Genomic DNA, 18767 nt, shown 5'->3' on the forward strand with positions numbered 1-18767 from the left:
ACAAAAACCTTTGGAAATGGAGATTGTATGAACGATTATCAAAAGAAGTATTTAGAGCAGAGTATTATGCAGATGAGTCAGGGCGAGCTGTTGGTTTTGACCTTTGATGAAGCGATTAAGAGTCTTAAGAAGGCCAACCTTGCTTTGGAAGACAAAAACTATGAGAAGTTTGAAGAGGCATTAAAGAAGGCAAATAAAGTGATTCGCTATTTGCATCAGACCTTGGATATGGAGCAGCCTCTTAGCCGTGATCTGGCAAGATTATATGATTTTATTACATTCGATTTAGGCTTGGTACAGGCCGGAAGAGAGAGAAGACAAGAGGAGCTTCCCAAGCTGGTTGACATTTTATCCGATCTTAGAGATGGCTTCCTGGGGGCAAGTAAAATTGCCAGAGATACCCATATCCCGAAAGAAGCGAAGATTGTGGGATAAGAAAGGGGCTGCCTATGCAGCTCCTTTCTTCTGTGTCACGGAAAGGAAGAATCATGGAGAGAAAAGAGAATCCGCAACTGGAAAAGCTTGCGAGCCTATTTCAGAGAAGATATAATATCGTCAGCGAATTAAAAAAAGAGACTGACGAGCTTTCTGAAGCCATGCAAAGACAGGATAATGTAAGTGTGGACTTATTATTGGATTTGCGACAGGAGGCTTTAAATAAGTTGGAAAACAACTGGGTGGAAATGAATCTTTTGGTGGAAGAGGAAGAAGAGTTAAGAAGAATTTTTCAACGACTTCTACAGGAAAATCCAAAACATAGTGCGGGCTATCCTTTTTTGGAAAGAAGAATTCTGGAATTGAGAGGAAAAATTGACGAATCAGTAGGATTCATTAAAGAAAGAGATGCCAGAACTACAGCCCAGGCCTTACAAACCCAGAAGTTCTTGTGGGAGCAGATTCCTGCGGAGCTAAAGGAAGAAGTGGTGTAGCTTTATTTTCTAACGAAGGAAATAAAAGATAAGAAAAATTGATATATCAGCAGGTTGTTCAAGGATGAGAAAGGATTGCAAGGACGGCGATGAATCGTAGTGTATATGAGGGTAAGTTTTTAATTAATTTATTGGGGAGTACTTTACGACAGGATGATTCCTTCCCTGTGATGCGAAGAATGAACTGGGGCAGACTTTACCGTATTGCTGATTACCATGAGCTTGCTTCGGGAATTTACTTGGGGATGCTTTCCGCAGGTGCCAGAGTGCCCTCTTTGTTCGGTGAAAAATTTTTCCATCGGTATCAGGAGGCAGTTCGCTACGGTGAGATTTATGAGTCTTCCGAGTTGGAAATTCTGGCAGCTTTTCAGGCGGTAAAGGTTCCGGCTGTGGTTTTGGAAAGTGCAGCAGTACGGCGACTTTATCATTTGCCGGAGACAGCGGCCAATTCTCCTCTTCGCCTTTATATTCCGGAAGAACGGTATTATATGGCTAGAGGCTATCTTTTTGACTTGGGCTATGAGACAGATCAGTTCTATACCGGCTTTGGAGAGCACATGAAGAGGGCGGGAGGATTTCAGGTGGAAATCTATCATCATTTGCCCTTCCTGACTAAGAATTACAAAAAACACATGAAGTCTCTTCTGGACAGAGCTTATCCGGATAAGAAGTACCCGGTGCTGAAGGTTCTGTCTTTGGAAAGCAGTTATATGTTTCGTATGGCGGAGGCTTGCTATCACTTCTGCACGGATAACTTAAAGATTCGTGAGCTTTTGGATCTTTATCTGTTCTATAAGCTTTTCCATAAGGACATGAATAAGAAATTCCTGGATGCCAGAATCAAAGAGTTGGATATTTCTTTATTGTCCCAATCCTTGTTGCATATGGCGGATATGTGGTTCAGCAGTCGTAAGGACTCTTTGTTCCCCTATCCGAAGGACAGCATCAGTCTCTTTGATGACATGGAAAGTCGTATTCTTTCCAACGGTATGGTGGGAGCGGACAGTATTCCGGAGGCGGCCAAGCTTCGTAAAGCCATTAAGGATGCGGAAAATAAAGAAGAGCGGGCTGCTAAGTGGAGAAAGTGGAAGGAAAAATGGAAGAATCGCTTTGACGGCATAAAGAAGCAGCTTCGTTGGATTTTCCCGGAAAGCTCCTATATGAAGAGTCTCTATCCCGGTCTGGAGAATGCGCCATTCTTGCTGCCTCTTTACTGGCTCCGGAGAGATTTTAAGCTGATTCGTATTATGATGCTGCCGGATAAGATTGAGGAAAAGCAGGGAGAGAACGGCGGTGAGAAGTCTTCGGAGACCAAGGGGCAGAGCACCGGCGGAGTAGGCTCCATTGAGGCCATGAGCTATCAGGATGATCCCTTCCGTAAGAACGGCAGAAAGAAAGTCTTCTACAAAGGAAGAAGAAATAATGAGTCCGAGGCCTTGTCCACGAACAGTGTTGGGGAAAGCGAGGCTGAAGAGGAAGAACTTCCCTTATACAAAGACACTGCCTTTTTACAGGAAGAGGTGGAGGAAGAAGATCTTCCATTAGAGAAGGATGAGAATCAGGAGACAGAAGGAAGTCTATGGGATTTTAAAGTTCCTCCCCGTCTTGCAAAGGAAGAAAAGCGCCCTGAAGTCGGAACAGGGAATAGGGCAGAACCTATATTAAGTCCTGAAACGGAAGCTTTACTGCAGGAGGCCTTTGCAAAAATGGAGGCTATCCAAGAGGAAGAGAAGGCCAATTCAGAGGATGCAGAGAGCAATAAGAGTGCTGCCGGTTTATCGGAAGAGCAGGAAAGACTGGCACTGGCCATGCTTTCCGCCATGCTTCCGGAGGAAGAAGCCTCTCCTTTAGAGGATAATCTCTCTGAGACGGAAGAAAAGTCCTATGGGGAAGAAAAAATGCAAAATGCGGAAACAGCTTCTGAAAAGGGAGAGACTCTTCCGGATTTCGGCATGGTTTTAAATGCAGTTCATAAGACGGACAGTCCGGGCAAGGGAGAGCAAAACTTGGATGCCGAGCCGGTGAAAGCAGAGAAGCCACAAAGCGGAGAAAAAATAGAAACAGCCGAAGTGGATGGCAAGGAAGTCAGTGTGAAATCCTGGTCCTTCCCTAAGGATGAGAAATAAACGAGATAGCACAGGCTATGTGAGAGATATTCCTTAAGAATTGGAATGCGAAAAAAGATAGGCGATAAGAGCTTTCTTTTTTCGCATTTTTTCTTACGGAAAAGAACTTTGAAAAAACTGGAAAAAAATTTTTGGAAAATACTTATTATTTAATTTTTACCTCCGATATATATACTGTAGCAAGAATAAAACAAAAAAACTTGCTACAAAACATCTCTTCCTTAGGAAGAGGACATTGGTCTTCGGACCCTAACAGCCAAAAGGCAAAATCAGTCGAAAGACAAGAAAAGGCAAAGAAAATTCTTCTTTTCTGGCGCCGGAAAAGGAGATTTGCATAGGACAGGGAGGTTCTGGCATGCCGAAATCAGGAGGATATTACTATGGTTATTCAACACAACATTGCAGCAAACAACGCTTACAGAAACCTTTCTTCTAACGCTTCTAACGGACAGAAGAACTTGGAGAAGCTGTCTTCCGGTTATAGAATCAACCGTTCTGCAGATGATGCAGCAGGTCTTGCTATTTCCGAGCAGATGCGTTCCAAGATCAACGGTCTTGATCAGGCTACTGCAAACGCAAGTGATGCAATCGGCTTAATCCAGACTGCTGAAGGTGCTTTAACAGAGACTCACTCCATGTTACAGCGTATGGTAACTCTGGCTACCCAGTCTGCTAACGGAACCTACAACAGTACCGCTCGTGCAGCTATCGGAGAAGAGGTTACTGCTTTAAAGGCAGAAATCGACAGAATTTCTTCTACAACTGACTACAACGGTGTTAAGCCAATCGGTTCTACTTCCGCTATCACTGTTCAGATTGGACCAACTTCTGTAGAAACTTTGAGCATCGCTGCTGCAAAGATGGATGCAACCAGCTTAGGTGTTAGCGGAATTGATGTATCTTCTGTATCTGCAGCTAACTCTGCTATTACAAAGATCAACGAGGCTATCAACACTGTATCTACACACAGAGCAAAGCTTGGAGCATCTCAGAACCGTCTTGAGCACACCATCAACAACCTTAAGACCACTAACGAGAACATGACTGCAGCTGAGTCCAGAATCCGTGATACGGATATGGCTAAGGAGATGGCAGCTTTCACTAAGAATAACATTCTTAACCAGGCTGCACAGTCTATGCTTTCTCAGGCTAACCAGCAGCCACAGGGAGTTCTTTCTCTTCTGAGATAAGACTTTCTAAGAAAGCTACTGAAAACATCAAAAAAGAAAAGGTCGGAGCGAAAGCTCCGGTCTTTTTTTTATAAAAAAAATAAGCGCATTGTATAAAAATTTTTTGAAAAAAATTTTCGGGAAAATACTTATTATTTAATTTTTGTCTCCGATATATATACTGTAACAAGAATAAAACAAAAAAACTTGTTGCAAAACATCTCTTCTATAAAGAAGAGGAAATTGGTCTTCGGACCCTAAAAGCCAAAAGGCAAAAATCAGTCGAAAGACAAGAAAAGGCAAAGAAAATTCCTCTTTTCTGGCGCCGGAAAAGAAGATTTGCATAGGACAGGGAGGTTCTGGCATGCCGAAATCAGGAGGATATTACTATGGTTATTCAACACAATATTGCAGCAAACAACGCTTACAGAAACCTTTCTTCTAACGCTTCTAACGGACAGAAGAACTTGGAGAAGCTGTCTTCCGGTTATAGAATCAACCGTTCTGCAGATGATGCAGCAGGTCTTGCTATTTCCGAGCAGATGCGTTCCAAGATCAACGGTCTTGATCAGGCTTCTGCAAACGCAAGTGATGCAATCGGCTTAATCCAGACTGCTGAAGGTGCTTTAACAGAGACTCACTCCATGTTACAGCGTATGGTAACTCTGGCTACCCAGTCTGCTAACGGAACCTACAACAGTACCGCTCGTGCAGCTATCGGAGAAGAGGTTACTGCTTTGAAGGCAGAAATCGACAGAATTGCTTCCACCACTGACTACAACGGTGTTAAGCCAATCGCTTCTACTTCTAACATCACTGTTCAGATCGGACCAACTTCCGGAGAGACTTTAGAAATCACTGCTGCAAAGATGGATGCAGCCAGCTTAGGTGTTAGTGCAATCTCCGTGTCTACAGTATCTGATTCTAACGCTGCTATTACCGCTATTAACAAGGCTATCAACACTGTATCTACACACAGAGCAAAGCTTGGAGCATCTCAGAACCGTCTTGAGCACACCATCAACAACCTTAAGACCACTAACGAGAACATGACTGCAGCTGAGTCCAGAATCCGTGATACGGATATGGCTAAGGAGATGGCAGCTTTCACTAAGAATAACATTCTTAACCAGGCTGCACAGTCTATGCTTTCTCAGGCTAACCAGCAGCCACAGGGAGTTCTTTCTCTTCTGAGATAAGACTTTCTAAGAAAGCTACTGAAAAATCAAAAAGTAAAAGATCGGAGCGAAAGCTCCGGTCTTTTTTTGCTTATAGAACAAAATGGATTTTTACTGTTCGGGAAGGTATGAAGCTTGCCGGTTTGGGGAGAGAAAAGAAAAAATGTAATTCAAACACAAGTTTTTCAAATACATACTTATATTTTAATATTTTCCTCCGATATATATACTGTAGCAAAAATAAAACAAAAAAACTTGCTACATAAGTCTCTTCCTTAGGAAGAGGATACCGGTCTTCGGACCGTAACAGCCAAAAGGCAAAAAATCAGTCGAAAGACAAGAACAGGCGAAAAAAAGATTTTTTCTCTGGCGCCGGAGAAGAAGTCCCAGCATAGGACAGGGAGGTTCTGGCATGCCGAAATCAGGAGGATATTACTATGGTTATTCAACACAATATTGCAGCAAACAACGCTTACAGAAACCTTTCTTCTAACGCTTCTAACGGACAGAAGAACTTGGAGAAGCTGTCTTCCGGTTATAGAATCAACCGTTCTGCAGATGATGCAGCAGGTCTTGCTATTTCCGAGCAGATGCGTTCCAAGATTAACGGTCTTGATCAGGCTACTGCAAACGCAAGTGATGCAATCGGCTTAATCCAGACTGCTGAAGGTGCTTTGACAGAGACTCACTCCATGTTACAGCGTATGGTAACTCTGGCTACCCAGTCTGCTAACGGAACTTACAACAGTACCGCTCGTGCAGCTATCGGAGAAGAGGTTACTGCTTTAAAGGCAGAAATCGACAGAATTTCTTCCACCACTGACTACAACGGTGTGAAGCCAATCGCTTCTACCTCTAACATCACTGTTCAGATTGGACCAACTTCCGGAGAGACTTTGGAAATCACTGCTGCAAAGATGGATTCCGCATCCTTAGGAGTCAGCGCAATTTCTGTGTCTACAGTATCTGACTCTAACGCTGCTATTACCGCTATTAACAAGGCTATCAACACTGTATCTACACACAGAGCAAAGCTTGGAGCATCTCAGAACCGTCTTGAGCACACCATCAACAACCTTAAGACTACTAACGAGAACATGACTGCAGCTGAGTCCAGAATCCGTGATACGGATATGGCTAAGGAGATGGCAGCTTTCACTAAGAATAACATTCTTAACCAGGCTGCACAGTCTATGCTTTCTCAGGCTAACCAGCAGCCACAGGGAGTTCTTTCTCTTCTGAGATAAGACTTTCTAAGAAAGCTGGGAAATACTTTCAAAAAACAAGGAAAACCGGGGCCGGTAGGGGCTCCGGTTTTTTTATGCTGTAAAAGATAGATTAGAGATAAGATAAAATAGGACTTATGGCTTACAAGACAAAAAAGAGGCCAGTACCATAGGGAAAATGTATAAAACTATGAAGGAAAGTATGGTGAAAAAGCCTTCTGTGAGCCATGGCGTTTTTATGTTAGAGTAAGGAGGAGTATTTGGACAGAAGATAGAGGAGGAACTCTTATGGCTTTATCATTTAGAGAGAAAAAAGACTGCGCCTACGACGCCATTTCCCTGGGAGAAATTATGCTTCGTTTAGATCCGGGAGAAGGACGGATTCGTACCGCAAGACAATTCAAGGTTTGGGAAGGTGGCGGAGAATACAATGTGGTACGGGGACTTCGACGCTGTTTCTCTTTGAAAACTGCGGTAATTACGGCATTTGCCGCAAATGAAATCGGATACCTTGTGGAAGACTTTATTCTGCAGGGAGGCGTGGATACATCCTTTATTCATTGGGCAAAGACCGATGGAATCGGACGGAGCTGCCGAAATGGGCTCAACTTTACAGAGCGGGGCTTCGGAGTGAGAGGAGCCAAGGGCTGTTCCGACCGGGCAAATACCGCCATTTCCAAGCTGAAGAAGGAAGATATTGATCTGGATAGAATTTTCGGAGAGCTGGGGGTTCGTCTGCTCCATACCGGAGGAATATATGCTGCTCTCTCGGAACAGTCAGGAGAAACTATGCTGGCGGTGATGGAAGCGGCAAAGAAGCACGGCACGGTGATTTCCTACGACTTAAATTACCGTCCTTCCATGTGGGATGCTATCGGCGGTGTAGAGAAGGCTCAGGAAGTGAACCGGGAAGCGGCCAAGTTTGTAGATATTATGATGGGAAATGAAGAGGATTTTACCGCCTGCCTTGGCCTTCATGTAGAGGGACAGAAGGACTTAAAGCATTTGGATCCTAAGGCCTATGGGAAAATGCAGGAAGAGCTGGTAAAGCTTTATCCCAACTTCAAAGTGGTGGCTACCAGCCTTCGTACCGTACATAGCGCTACGGTAAATGACTGGTCCGGCATTTGCTATGCAGAGGGTCAGGTGTATGAGGGAATGTCCTTTCCGAAGCTGGAAATCTTTGACCGTGTGGGTGGGGGAGACTCTTTTGCTTCAGGACTTCTGTACGGCTTAATGGAAAAGGGAGATCCTGCACTTGCCATTCAATATGCGGTTTGTCACGGTGCTCTTGCCATGACCACACCGGGAGATACCACCATGGCCAGAAAAGAAGAGGTGGAGGCACTGATGAAGGGCTCCGGCGCCAGAGTGCTTCGATAGGATAAGCCGGAGTTTGGCGTCTTAATTTAAGGGGAATAAAAAAGGAACTGCAATACAATTAGAGTTTGGTGTAAATTTTTGCAGTATAGGTCTAAAATAGGGGCAATCTGAGCCCGCGGGTACTTGCGAAAAACGAATAGCATGAAGTTTTTCGCTTAGTATCCCCTGCTGGGCGAGGTTAGCGAGAGCGTGCCCCGACTTTAGACCTATACTGCAAAAACTAATTGACTCTTTTCTATTGTATTACAGCTCCATTTTTATTCCACTGTCACGGACTTCGCCAAGTTCCTGGGCTTATCCGGATCGAAGCCCTTTAGAAGGCTGACCTGATAGGAAAGGAACTGGAGAGGAAGCACCAAAAGGCTTCCGGCAAAGAGCGGATGAGTCTTTGGTACGATAAGATTATGGGCAAAGTCCTCTTCTTCGATAGCAATATCTTCCATCCTGATAGCAAAGCATTTGGCTCCACGACTTCGTACCTCATGGATATTGGAAATGCTCTTTCCCGCAAGTTCTTCCTGAGAAAGAAGACCGATAACCGGGCTGCCCTTTTCGATTAAGCTGATGGTGCCGTGTTTTAATTCTCCACTACTATAGCTTTCGCAGTGTATATAGCTGATTTCCTTCAGCTTCAAAGCGCCCTCCATGGAGATGGCCCAGTCCAGCCCTCTTCCCAGGAAGAAAATATTGTCCGCATCCTTTAGTTCCTTTGCCATAGGAAGGATTTCCTGATCGAAGGAAAGACATTGCTGAATCTTTCCGGGAAGAAGGAAAAGCTCTTCTGTTAAGCTTCGAGTCTCTTCCTTGCTGATTTTTCCCTTTGCCTTAGCCAACAGCAGGGAGAAAATGTAGCCTGCCGCAAGCTGACAGCTGTAGGCCTTGGTGGTGGCTACCGCAATTTCCGGGCCTGCCTGGGTGTAAAAGACGAAGTCGGATTCTCTGGCAATGGCAGAGCCTTTCACATTTACGATGGAAAGGGTTTTCGCCCCTAGTTTCTTGGCTTCCTTTAGGGCAGCCAAGGTATCCGCAGTTTCTCCGGACTGGCTGATACTGATAACCAGTTCGCCCTTTTCCAAAATAGGGTGGTTATAGCGGAATTCACTGGCCAGCTCCACCTGCACCGGAACTCTGGCAAGACTTTCGCAAACGGATTTTAAAACCCAGCCTGCGTGATAGGCGGAACCGCAGGCAATTACCCGGACTCTGGAAATCTCCTGAAAATCCTTTTCCGTCATGGAGAAGGCTTCATAGGAGAATTTCGGATTTTCCGCATTTCCCGCAGGCTCTTCATTTTCCTGATTGCAGGCATAGAGCAGGGTATCCTTCACAACCTTGGGTTGCTCAAAGATTTCCTTTTCCATAAAATGCAGATATTCTCCCTTATGAATCTGTCTCTGACTAAGCTCTGCAATAGTGGAGGAACGTTTTACTTCCTCACCGTTTTTGTTATAAATATGGATTTCCTTTTCGGAAAGGCTTAGAATCTCTCGATTTTCAACAGGATAGATTTCATTGGTATAATCCAAAAAGGCGGAAACATCGGAAGCCAGATAGAAGGCATTTTCCCCCTTTCCCACAATCAAAGGGCTGTCCTTACGCATGGCATAAAGGGTCTTTGCATCCTCCTGAAACATGATGGCAAAGGCATAAGAGCCCTTTAATTCCTTCTGTACGGAGAAGAGAGCCTTTAAAATATCCTTATCCTTCCGGTAATAGTATTCAATCAGGTTTACCGCTACCTCCGTATCCGTGTCGGAGTAGAAGCTATAGCCCTGTTCCTGCAAAAAAGTCTTAAGCTCTGCAAAATTTTCGATAATACCGTTATGCACCAGCACCACTTCCTTATGCATGGACAGGTGGGGGTGGGCATTTTTTTCACTGGCTTTACCGTGTGTGGCCCAACGGGTGTGGCCGATTCCCATGGAGTAGGGAAGTTGGCAGTCCTTAGAGGCTGAAACCTTCTTTTTTAATTCTTCTAATTTTCCTACAGCCTTGACCATAGTGAAAGGCTGAGAGTACAAAGCGATTCCCGCAGAATCATAGCCTCTGTATTCCAGACGGGAAAGACCGGCCAGAAGAATATCCTTTGTATTCCCCTGCCCAACAAAACCAACAATACCGCACATTGTAATTTCCTCCTATTTGATTGTTTTCGGTGCGGAGAAAGCTTTTGTTACGATTTTGATTTCGCTTTTTTTCTTTCCCTAACGATGCACTACTCCGAAACAGCATCCGCCGAATCTTTCGATTACTGTTTACCTCGTCGGCTTTCGGATTCCAAAAGCCCTGGCGCTAATTTTTCTTTTTCCTCAGAAAGAAAAATTTGTGCTATGATACCATGGTGAAAAAGAACTTGGGAATGCTTTTTCGAAAAACTTAAAGAAAAATTCTTTTTCCGGAGGAAAATCCTTGACATTACAAGGAAAATTCTTTAAAGTGATAAGGCTGTTATTACAGCGGAACAGAAGCAGGGCAAATGCCCGGGCTACATTAAATACTGAAATCAGTCCCTTGACTGGACCAGAGTAAGTAGCCTACACATAGGAGGTTGTTATGAATTCATACGTAGCAAAGGCTTCTACTATTGAGAGAAAGTGGTTCGTAGTAGATGCAGAGGGGAAGACACTCGGACGTCTTGCATCAGAGATCGCAGCAGTACTTCGTGGAAAGAGAAAGCCCACATTTACTCCGTTCTTAGACTGTGGTGACTATGTTATCGTAGTAAACGCAGAGAAGATTACCGTTACCGGTAAGAAGCTGGAGCAGAAGCTGTATCGTACTCACTCTCGTTATGTTGGTTCCATGAAGGAAACTTCTTTGAGAGATATGAGAGCAAACAAGCCGGAGCAGGTTATTGAACTTGCCGTTAAGGGAATGCTTCCCAAGGGTCCTTTAGGTAGACAGATGTACAAGAAGCTTTTCGTGTATGCTGGTCCGGATCACAAGCACCAGGCTCAGCAGCCAGTTGCACTATCAATCTAAGGGAGGATAAAAAATGGCTACAAACAGAAATTACGGCACAGGCAGAAGAAAAAGCTCTGTAGCAAGAGTATATATTATGCCAGGAACAGGTAAGGTAACCGTAAATAAGCGTTCTATCGACGAGTATTTCGGATTAGAGACATTGAAGACTATCGTTCGTCAGCCACTTGTGGCAACTCAGAACGAAGGAAAGTTAGATGTTCTTGTAAATGTTAAGGGTGGCGGAACCACAGGTCAGGCCGGTGCAATTCGTCACGGTATCGCAAGAGCACTTTGCGAGATGGATAGCGATTTCCGTCCTATCTTAAAGAAGTCCGGTTTCTTAACCAGAGACTCTCGCATGAAGGAGAGAAAGAAGTACGGTCTCAAAGCAGCTCGTCGCGCACCGCAGTTCAGCAAGCGATAATCGAGATTTGGAAGAATCAAAAAACCCTGGAAAATCAATGGTTTCCGGGGTTTTTTCATGCCTAAAAGTTCTGCTGTCACGTGTCATCATTTTAATGGACTTTAGCCAGTATCGGAGCTGACATTTGAAAAATGTTAGCTCTGATACAAAAAACCACCCGCTATGCGGGTGGGAAACACTTGTTATACAAAAATCACCTTTCCTAATACAATAAAGTTGTTCAAGCTATATTGCAGAAAAGGAAGGTGATTTTATGGCGAAGAAAGAATATGCATTAGCACATACGAAATGGATGTGTAAATATCATATTGTCTTCACACCGAAGTATATGCGAAAAATGATATATTATCAATATAAGTCAGATATTCGGGATATTATCAAGCAACTCTGCGCCTTTAAAGGAGTGGAGATTATAGAAGGGCATTTAATGCCGGACCATGTACACATTCTGCTTAGTATTCCACCTAAGATTAGCGTTTCTTCTTTTATGGGCTATTTAAAGGGAAAAAGTGCTTTGATGATATTTGATAAACACGCAAATCTTAAATACAAATTTGGGAACAGACATTTCTGGGCCGAAGGCTATTATGTCAGTACAGTAGGTCTAAATGAAGCCACAATAAAAAAGTATATCCAAGATCAAGAAAAACACGATATAGCTTTGGATAAACTAAGTGTTAAAGAATATGAAGACCCTTTTAAGGGTTAAAGTGCAGTAGTAACAATACCCCTTTATGGGGTAGCGACGAGTCAAACGCAATATGGCTTGAATGGAGCTGTGGGAAGGTGCAAAGCAAACTTCCCATGGCCCAAAATGAAAGCCAGCGCCTTTAGACGCTGGCCAGTAGCAGGGGCTTATAGCCCCGAGCAAACCACCCGTTTGACGGGTGGTAGTGATTGTCTTTTGTAGCTACGTACACCATCGGTCCGACTGATTTTAGATTTTGAAATTTCAGATCGGAGGAAAAGGAAAAATGTATTATGATGCAAAAGAGTGCGGAAAAAGAATCAAAGAGCAGATCAAAGTTATGGGGTACACGCAGGAAGCGTTCGCCGAGAGTGTGAATATAAGTATTCAACATCTAAGGAACATTCTTGGGGGACACAGGAACTGTCCTCATGAACTATTAGTAGAAATTGCTTGTGTATTGGATATCAGTACGGACTATTTATTAACGGGAAAAGAGAGAGCGCGAATTGATGTGAGAAATCGATTGTTGTCTGTAATAGGAGATCTTTCTCAGATTGCAAAAAGGATATAAAACATAAGTCATTCTTTACGGAAAAAATAATGTTCCGAAATGTCTCGCAATGTTATTAGGATGGAAAAATAGGCATTTAGGGCTTTTTTGAGGAGACAGTGTATAATAAGCATTGAAATTCGCAATGTTCCGAAATGTCTTCGCAATGTTATTGCAATGTTCCGAAATGTTTGGTATGTTTTATAAAAAGAATCTTGGAGGCGCTTGGATGAAAATAAAAGAATTATATCCGGATGTAATTGCGGAAGATACAGAGTATGAATATAAAGCCACGTTAAATCCTGATAAACCCATTAAATGGGCTAAAACTATCGTGGGATATGCAAATGGCAATGGTGGAACCATGTTTGTCGGAGTCTCTGATAGTGGGGAGGCTTTTGGTATTGATTTGGATGAAATTGATAAAACAAAATTATTGATAGCAAAAATTAATGATAGGCATATTTTCCCACATGCAAAAATTCGCTATATGATGAGGAGTGTTGATGCAGATGCAGAGAAATTTGTTTTAGCTGTCAATGTTATTCAAGCTGATTCTGTTGTGAGATACAAAGAAGGAGATTTTAACGAAACTGTATATATAAAAGGGGATGGAAATTCAACCCCGGCTTCACCGGAAGATATTATTTCATTATCCAAAAGAAAATTTGGGGTTGATAATGAAACAAGTGAAATACTTTATGCTGAAAATCAATGGAGAGAGTATCTTGACTTGTGCAGGGAATACAGAGAAGAGTCATCCATACCTACTATTAAGGATTTGCAAAATGAAGAAATCGTTTCTAAGGAAGGGTATGCAAAATCTGGTTTTCTTATGTTTAGTGATGACTATGATGGTGATGACTCGTTAATTTGCTGTCGGCTTTGGAAGGGAAAAGATAAAACAGGCATAGTGCTGGATAGTGGAAGATATAAAGGTTCCTTAGCTAAAGTTTTTAAAAATGCATTGAACTTTATAGAGAGGAATACACGAACCGGATGGCGAAAAACGGAGTCAGGTGGTCGTGACGAGGTTCGTGCCTATCCCAAAGAAGCCATTAGAGAGGCATTAGTGAATGCGATTGCACATCGAGATTATTCCATTGCCGGCACACAGATTGATGTTGACATCTATATTGACCGGATTGATATTGTGTCCCCGGGGTCATGGCTATTGCCAAAGAGCTATGATCGATATCCGATAGGCTTTATTCCTTCTATCCGGAGAAATTCGATTATAGCAGCATGTTTGGATATGGCAAATTTGATGGAACGTGGTGGAACAGGATTTCAAACAATGGTTGAAAGTTATAAAGGCAGTGCAGAGCATTTGCAACCTGGAGTTTTGATCTATCCTGGGTTCCTTGATCTGCGGTTATTTGATCTTATATACGAAGATAGTGCGATGTTGGTGGTACAAGACGAGTTATCTGATAGACAAAAGGTTTTGGAGATTCTAAGAACAGAAGGATCAAAGCATGTGAAGGAGCTTCAGATAGTTACAAGTTATAAAAGCAGGAGCCAATTTTTGTCTGAAGTTATAAATCCTCTGATAGAAGAAGGTGTTATTTATAGGGATGGCAATGCAAAGTCTCCAAAGTCTCTAATAAAGTTGAAAAACAAATGATGATTTTATAGGTGCGGGAACGATTGCTCTTACAGTAATGTGGGAGTGATTGTTTTTTGTTTGCATAAAAATATTGAAAATCCTCTTCAAATTGAAGATGCAAGCTCTTCAATCTGGTAATCGTTAATATCTGATAATTCCCATAAACTGATACACGCAAGGACAAAAGTCCTTTAGCAGCTCATTGAAAACTGAATATCATTCACTCGGTACATTACTTCTTGTGGGAGCCTGCAATACGCGATGATGTCCATCGGGACGGTAGCGGATACATATTGTAGAAATGGTCAAGGATGTCAGTATGCAGCTGGCGTTGTGGATGAGAGATCTCGCCCGCAATGCTTTATCCATAACAGATGTTTATGGGATTGGAGGAAACATGATGAGAGAGGGCTGGATCTATCGCAGAGGAGATATTTATCTTGCGAATCTTGGAAAGCCGTCAGGTTCACAGCAGGGAGGTGTTCGCCCTGTTGTGGTTCTGCAAAATGATGTCGGTAATTTCTATGCACCGACAATCACCATCGTTCCTCTCACATCGAAGTTTGAAAAGAAAATAAAACAGCCGACTCATTACCCGTTGCGGTCGACAAAAGGGTTATTACGACCTTCGATGGTATTGGGAGAACAGGTGGGGACATACGATAAAAGTTGTATTCTTCGCTATCTCGGAAAGGTTAGCCGTGGACAGATGCGCGGAATTGATGCGGTTGTAAAAGTTTAGTTGGGTTATTACCTGGATGAGTCAAAATGTAAAAACACAAGAAGAGATTAAGAAAGGGTGTGATGAATATTGGATAAATTGTATTCTCGAAAAGAAGCTGCACAGGTACTCGGAATCAGTCTTTCAAAGCTGGATCGAGCAAAAGCAGCAGGTTTGATTTCATATATTCAATATGTTGAAAACGGTTCAATCTTATTTTCAGATGCTGCACTTCGTGAGTTTGTAGTAAGAAATACAAAAAAGCATTGCCATTAAAGCCACGGTATACTGCGAGAAAACAGAGATAGTGATGAATGTCAACATCGTGTTACTTTCTGATAGCTTTTGATAAAAAAGAGTATCAGAAAAAGAAGGATGCTACAAATGGCAAAAAAGAGAATTCCAGAATATGGAATAGTAACAAATAAAGGGCATATATACTACAGAACTGTTGTAGAAGATGAAAATGGGAAAAAAGTAGCAATATATGCTAAGACCCAAGAAGAATTGTATGTGAAGGAGCTGGATACTCTCGACAGAATCGAATCAGCTACATTTAGGCACTTACGGACGAACAGGCAGAACGCCTGATAGATGCGGTAAGATGCCAAAGGGCATCTTACTCATCGCTCGTACAGTTCCAATCCCGATTCCAACCCTACTCTTTATCTAAGAGCCAATCAGATAGATTTTTGATCTGAATACCGTTGTAATTTCCAATAGTTAATCGGTCACCGGTTAAAATAACTTTTTTGTAGTTATCACGGATATTGGTCAGTGGTTTCAGTTCTCGGTCAAAGGTTTCTTTTGCGGTCATATCTGCGGTGACCTGGAAGTAGGTATAGGCTCCCTGTTTTTCTGCAACGAAATCAACCTCAGTATTACCCAGCTTTCCAATCATCACACGGTACCCTCGACGCAGGAGCTCAAAATAGACGATATTTTCCAGCGAAAATCCAAGATCGTATTGGCTGCGAGGCAAGATAAAGTTTCGCAAACCTAAATCTACAATATATAACTTTCGATTAACTTTCAGGAGCTGCTTTCCAACGATATCGAAACGTTCTGCAGAATAGAAAATAAAGGACTCTTTAAGAGCCTCAACATAATCACTCACGGTGTTAGGAGAGATTTTTCTTCCATTTGAACTTAGATAATCAGTAATGCTCCGGACAGATATCGGATTTCCGATAACACCGGACAGATATTTTGTGATGGTTTTTAGTAGAAAGATATCTGAGATTTTCCTTTTCTCCGGGCTCTTTTCTTTCCTCGCTTGCCGATCTTCGATATCTTTTACAATTACTGTATTGTAGATGCCCTCCAGATAAGTTTCGAGTTTTTCTTGCGTGCGATCCATTGTGGCTATATAGGGAAGTCCCCCAACCCGCATATATTCTGTCAGCCCTCGCTCTTGATCCATTTTGCAGATTTCAAGAAATTCTTTGAAGGATAGAGGAAGCATTTTGATTTCGACATATCGACCGGTTAATAGTGTAGCCAGATCTCCGGAAAGCATATAAGCATTGGAACCGGTAATGTAGATGTCCACATTGGCTTTTATATATAGACTATCTACGACTTTTTCAAAGGAAGGAACCTTCTGAATTTCATCTAAAAAAATATAAGTCATCTTCCCTTTACATAAGCGATGCTTAAGATAGTCATAGAGCTTTTGATAGTCCTGCAGCTCTTCATATTCCAGATCTTCGAAATTGATGGAAATAATTTGTTCATCGGAAATATTATTATCTTTTAACCATTCTTGGTACTGCATAAGCATTGTGGATTTTCCGCAACGGTGTATACCGGTGACAACTTTGATGAGCTGTTCATCCTTCCATTGAATCAGACGATGCAAGTATTCTTTTCTTTTAACCAATGCAATCACCTCCATAATATAATATTCCAATATTAGCGCAAAATATAGAATAAAGCAATTTTTATTCCGAAATGGGAATAAAATAAAAATAAATACAAACATATTCCGATATTGGAATATAAAATGATGGTGTGTATGTTTCTAAAAGGATAGAATCGAAAATTTGTATTTTTCTACAAACAGCAAAGAAGATTTTTGGAACATTTTCTTAATAAGTTTTTAAAATGAATAAAAAAATCTTGTTTTTTAAAAAGCATAGGAGTATTCTACTTCCATCTTTCAGAAACGCGTTCTTTGGCTTCTGAAAGCAAAAAAAAGAAAAATGTTTTTTTCTGCAATTTGCAGAAGAGAGGAGACTATTATGAGAAAGATGGTTAGAGGATTATTCGTACTTGCAGCAATGACAGCAGCTCTTACAATGGTAGCTTGTTCCGGTAAGAAGGCAGAGACCACTGCAGCAGCTGAGAGCAAGATGGAGACTGAGGCAGCTAAGGAGTCTATGAAGGCTGACGAGAAGAAGGATGAGAAGAAGGATGACAAGAAGGATGCTAAGGAGACCACTGCAGCAGCAGAAGAGTCCGAGAGCACAGAAGAGTCTTCCAAGTAATTTTTGAAAAACTATAAGGGGAGCCTGTGAAGGCTCTCTTTTTTGTTGGTCAAAAGTGCTTATTTTGAAATGTGTGACAGCATGTTTCTCTCTCAAAATATAAAGCATTTTGTCTTTATCTCGATTATATACGAGTGGAAGCCAATAATCCTCAGTTTGAAAATATCAGGAAGGAATGATAACATTACTTTGTTTTTCGCAGATAGAGTATTGTCAGGAGGGGCATCATGAAAGTAGAAAAGAAAATAGAAGGAAGCAATATTTTCCTAAAGGAATGTATTACGGAAATTGAGAAGGCGGTGGATTTGGACAGTATCACCGTGGAACGGGCGGTGTTCGGTCTCTTTTTCTCCGGTGTGAAGCTGTCCACAGGCCATGGGGGCTTATGCTTTACGCCGGTAAAGGAGATTCCGGAAGCGGTATGTTGTCCAAGCTCGGCGAAGGCTATGCCCTTTTCCGGCAAGCTAAGGGGAAGAGGGGTTAGAGCCTATCTTGAGGATATTTTCTCAGAGAATATCTTAAGAAGAACCTTGGGAATTGCCACCTTAAATGCACTCAGCACCTTGGTATGGGACAAAACAGAACATCCGGAATATGAGCTTATGCTTGGTGCGGATGCTTTTGATGAAATCGATGTAAAGAAATATCGAAAATCCGTAGTGGTAGGGGCCTTGATTCCCATTATTCGAAAGCTTATGCAGGAAAATGCGGATTTTCACATCTTGGAAAAGGACAGCAGAACCTTAAAGGAACGGGAAATGCCCTATTACCTTCCTCCTGAAAGAGCCGGAGAATGTGTGCCGGAGGCAGACTTACTGGTGATTACCGGAGTGACGATTTTGAATGATACTTTGCCGGGGCTTTTGGCCATGGCGAAAAAAGATGCGGAGATTCTGGTGGTGGGACCTACCGCAAGTATGCTTCCGGATTGCCTCTTTTCCAAAGGCGTTACAATGCTTGGGGGTATTCAGGTGACTAAGGCGGATGCGCTTTTGGATATCATCAGCGAGGGAGGATCCGGCTATCATTTCTTTGGGAAATATGCGGAACGAACCGTATTGAGAAAAAAATAAAGTAAAGGAAATTTTTATTCATAACGAGTATCGTGCGCAAAGCGTGCGATATCTCGTTTACTTTTAAAATTTTATAAAGCTAAATTGAAAAAGTAAATTCCAGTGCAGAAGTAAATTCTACCCAGTTTAAAAAAATCCCAAAAATCAGGCAGTTTGAAATTTCATTTCTGCCTGATTTTGCTATAATAGTGCATAACAACCTCAAAAAAATCTCTTTCCGGACATGGGAAATAAG

At 42.3% G+C, this 18767-nt stretch carries 19 protein-coding genes; 17 read left to right on the top strand and 2 right to left on the bottom strand.

Features of this window, described 5'->3' with window-relative positions; genetic code table 11:
- Nucleotides 1-27 precede the first annotated feature (27 nt).
- The 7 genes from HNQ46_RS03250 to HNQ46_RS03280 all read left to right on the top strand — a co-directional run bounded on the left by HNQ46_RS03250 (nucleotide 28) and on the right by HNQ46_RS03280 (nucleotide 8011).
- A complete protein-coding gene (locus HNQ46_RS03250) occupies nucleotides 28-435 on the top strand; it encodes a flagellar export chaperone FliS (RefSeq protein ID WP_183682932.1) in 408 nt (135 codons plus the stop codon).
- A 53-nt stretch (nucleotides 436-488) separates the two neighbouring features.
- A complete protein-coding gene (locus tag HNQ46_RS03255; protein ID WP_183682935.1) occupies nucleotides 489-929 on the top strand; it encodes a hypothetical protein in 441 nt (146 codons plus the stop codon).
- 89 nt (nucleotides 930-1018) lie between these two features.
- On the top strand, nucleotides 1019-3055 hold the full coding sequence (locus tag HNQ46_RS03260; RefSeq protein WP_183682938.1) for a nucleotidyltransferase family protein: 2037 nt from the start codon (nucleotides 1019-1021) through the stop codon (nucleotides 3053-3055).
- Between the two features lie 380 nt (nucleotides 3056-3435).
- On the top strand, nucleotides 3436-4245 hold the full coding sequence (locus tag HNQ46_RS03265; protein ID WP_183682941.1) for a flagellin N-terminal helical domain-containing protein: 810 nt from the start codon (nucleotides 3436-3438) through the stop codon (nucleotides 4243-4245).
- Between the two features lie 368 nt (nucleotides 4246-4613).
- Nucleotides 4614-5423, top strand: coding sequence for a flagellin N-terminal helical domain-containing protein (locus HNQ46_RS03270; RefSeq protein WP_183682944.1), 810 nt, complete (start codon nucleotides 4614-4616; stop codon nucleotides 5421-5423).
- A 416-nt stretch (nucleotides 5424-5839) separates the two neighbouring features.
- Nucleotides 5840-6649 carry a flagellin N-terminal helical domain-containing protein gene (locus HNQ46_RS03275; RefSeq protein WP_183682947.1) on the top strand — a complete coding sequence of 270 codons (810 nt, stop codon included), beginning with the start codon at nucleotides 5840-5842 and terminating at the stop codon, nucleotides 6647-6649.
- A gap of 267 nt (nucleotides 6650-6916) precedes the next feature.
- Complete coding sequence (locus HNQ46_RS03280) at nucleotides 6917-8011, top strand: sugar kinase (RefSeq protein ID WP_183682950.1); 1095 nt, start codon at nucleotides 6917-6919, stop codon at nucleotides 8009-8011.
- A 257-nt stretch (nucleotides 8012-8268) separates the two neighbouring features.
- Here HNQ46_RS03280 and glmS read toward each other — a convergent pair whose 3' ends face one another.
- Nucleotides 8269-10137: a glutamine--fructose-6-phosphate transaminase (isomerizing) gene (glmS, locus tag HNQ46_RS03285; protein ID WP_183682953.1), complete on the bottom strand. Its 1869-nt coding sequence runs from the start codon at nucleotides 10135-10137 to the stop codon at nucleotides 8269-8271.
- 427 nt (nucleotides 10138-10564) lie between these two features.
- On the opposite strand from glmS, the gene rplM reads away from it, so the two are divergent.
- The 8 genes from rplM to HNQ46_RS03325 all read left to right on the top strand — a co-directional run bounded on the left by rplM (nucleotide 10565) and on the right by HNQ46_RS03325 (nucleotide 15561).
- Nucleotides 10565-10993: a 50S ribosomal protein L13 gene (gene rplM / locus HNQ46_RS03290; protein ID WP_007156835.1), complete on the top strand. Its 429-nt coding sequence runs from the start codon at nucleotides 10565-10567 to the stop codon at nucleotides 10991-10993.
- A gap of 13 nt (nucleotides 10994-11006) precedes the next feature.
- Nucleotides 11007-11399, top strand: coding sequence for a 30S ribosomal protein S9 (gene rpsI, locus HNQ46_RS03295; RefSeq protein WP_007156834.1), 393 nt, complete (start codon nucleotides 11007-11009; stop codon nucleotides 11397-11399).
- 253 nt (nucleotides 11400-11652) lie between these two features.
- Entirely contained in the window at nucleotides 11653-12108 is a 456-nt protein-coding gene (gene tnpA / locus HNQ46_RS03300) for an IS200/IS605 family transposase (RefSeq protein WP_183682956.1), read from the top strand.
- A 265-nt stretch (nucleotides 12109-12373) separates the two neighbouring features.
- Entirely contained in the window at nucleotides 12374-12661 is a 288-nt protein-coding gene (locus tag HNQ46_RS03305) for a helix-turn-helix domain-containing protein (RefSeq protein ID WP_183682959.1), read from the top strand.
- Between the two features lie 208 nt (nucleotides 12662-12869).
- Nucleotides 12870-14267, top strand: coding sequence for an RNA-binding domain-containing protein (locus tag HNQ46_RS03310; protein WP_183682962.1), 1398 nt, complete (start codon nucleotides 12870-12872; stop codon nucleotides 14265-14267).
- 301 nt (nucleotides 14268-14568) lie between these two features.
- Nucleotides 14569-14991 carry a type II toxin-antitoxin system PemK/MazF family toxin gene (locus HNQ46_RS03315; RefSeq protein ID WP_330604513.1) on the top strand — a complete coding sequence of 141 codons (423 nt, stop codon included), beginning with the start codon at nucleotides 14569-14571 and terminating at the stop codon, nucleotides 14989-14991.
- A gap of 69 nt (nucleotides 14992-15060) precedes the next feature.
- A complete protein-coding gene (locus tag HNQ46_RS03320) occupies nucleotides 15061-15246 on the top strand; it encodes a DNA-binding protein (RefSeq protein ID WP_183682964.1) in 186 nt (61 codons plus the stop codon).
- A 108-nt stretch (nucleotides 15247-15354) separates the two neighbouring features.
- Nucleotides 15355-15561 carry a hypothetical protein gene (locus HNQ46_RS03325; RefSeq protein ID WP_183682967.1) on the top strand — a complete coding sequence of 69 codons (207 nt, stop codon included), beginning with the start codon at nucleotides 15355-15357 and terminating at the stop codon, nucleotides 15559-15561.
- Nucleotides 15562-15628: 67 nt separating this feature from the next.
- On the opposite strand, the gene HNQ46_RS03330 is transcribed toward HNQ46_RS03325, so the two are convergent.
- On the bottom strand, nucleotides 15629-16867 hold the full coding sequence (locus tag HNQ46_RS03330; RefSeq protein WP_183682970.1) for an ATP-binding protein: 1239 nt from the start codon (nucleotides 16865-16867) through the stop codon (nucleotides 15629-15631).
- Nucleotides 16868-17213: 346 nt separating this feature from the next.
- Here HNQ46_RS03330 and HNQ46_RS03335 point away from each other — a divergent pair, with 346 nt between their 5' ends.
- Together HNQ46_RS03335 and HNQ46_RS03340 are read left to right on the top strand one after the other, a co-directional pair.
- Entirely contained in the window at nucleotides 17214-17459 is a 246-nt protein-coding gene (locus tag HNQ46_RS03335) for a hypothetical protein (RefSeq protein WP_183682972.1), read from the top strand.
- Nucleotides 17460-17686: 227 nt separating this feature from the next.
- Nucleotides 17687-18532, top strand: coding sequence for a DUF364 domain-containing protein (locus tag HNQ46_RS03340; RefSeq protein WP_183682975.1), 846 nt, complete (start codon nucleotides 17687-17689; stop codon nucleotides 18530-18532).
- Nucleotides 18533-18767: the final 235 nt, after the last annotated feature.

The organism is Oribacterium sinus, assembly GCF_014202695.1.
In the GTDB taxonomy this organism is placed as follows: Bacteria; Bacillota; Clostridia; order Lachnospirales; family Lachnospiraceae; genus Oribacterium; species Oribacterium sinus.

Bases quoted from the DNA above. Each gene is read 5' to 3' on its own strand.
- tnpA (WP_183682956.1), top strand. From the start codon at position 11,653: ATGGCGAAGAAAGAATATGCATTAGCACATACGAAATGGATGTGTAAA.
- HNQ46_RS03305 (WP_183682959.1), top strand. From the start codon at position 12,374: ATGTATTATGATGCAAAAGAGTGCGGAAAAAGAATCAAAGAGCAGATC.
- HNQ46_RS03255 (WP_183682935.1), top strand. From the start codon at position 489: ATGGAGAGAAAAGAGAATCCGCAACTGGAAAAGCTTGCGAGCCTATTT.
- rplM (WP_007156835.1), top strand. From the start codon at position 10,565: ATGAATTCATACGTAGCAAAGGCTTCTACTATTGAGAGAAAGTGGTTC.
- HNQ46_RS03280 (WP_183682950.1), top strand. From the start codon at position 6,917: ATGGCTTTATCATTTAGAGAGAAAAAAGACTGCGCCTACGACGCCATT.
- HNQ46_RS03270 (WP_183682944.1), top strand. From the start codon at position 4,614: ATGGTTATTCAACACAATATTGCAGCAAACAACGCTTACAGAAACCTT.
- HNQ46_RS03260 (WP_183682938.1), top strand. From the start codon at position 1,019: ATGAATCGTAGTGTATATGAGGGTAAGTTTTTAATTAATTTATTGGGG.
- glmS (WP_183682953.1), bottom strand. From the start codon at position 10,137: ATGTGCGGTATTGTTGGTTTTGTTGGGCAGGGGAATACAAAGGATATT.
- HNQ46_RS03310 (WP_183682962.1), top strand. From the start codon at position 12,870: ATGAAAATAAAAGAATTATATCCGGATGTAATTGCGGAAGATACAGAG.
- HNQ46_RS03335 (WP_183682972.1), top strand. From the start codon at position 17,214: ATGAGAAAGATGGTTAGAGGATTATTCGTACTTGCAGCAATGACAGCA.
- rpsI (WP_007156834.1), top strand. From the start codon at position 11,007: ATGGCTACAAACAGAAATTACGGCACAGGCAGAAGAAAAAGCTCTGTA.
- HNQ46_RS03330 (WP_183682970.1), bottom strand. From the start codon at position 16,867: ATGGAGGTGATTGCATTGGTTAAAAGAAAAGAATACTTGCATCGTCTG.
- HNQ46_RS03265 (WP_183682941.1), top strand. From the start codon at position 3,436: ATGGTTATTCAACACAACATTGCAGCAAACAACGCTTACAGAAACCTT.
- HNQ46_RS03275 (WP_183682947.1), top strand. From the start codon at position 5,840: ATGGTTATTCAACACAATATTGCAGCAAACAACGCTTACAGAAACCTT.
- HNQ46_RS03315 (WP_330604513.1), top strand. From the start codon at position 14,569: ATGCAGCTGGCGTTGTGGATGAGAGATCTCGCCCGCAATGCTTTATCC.
- HNQ46_RS03250 (WP_183682932.1), top strand. From the start codon at position 28: ATGAACGATTATCAAAAGAAGTATTTAGAGCAGAGTATTATGCAGATG.
- HNQ46_RS03340 (WP_183682975.1), top strand. From the start codon at position 17,687: ATGAAAGTAGAAAAGAAAATAGAAGGAAGCAATATTTTCCTAAAGGAA.
- HNQ46_RS03325 (WP_183682967.1), top strand. From the start codon at position 15,355: ATGGCAAAAAAGAGAATTCCAGAATATGGAATAGTAACAAATAAAGGG.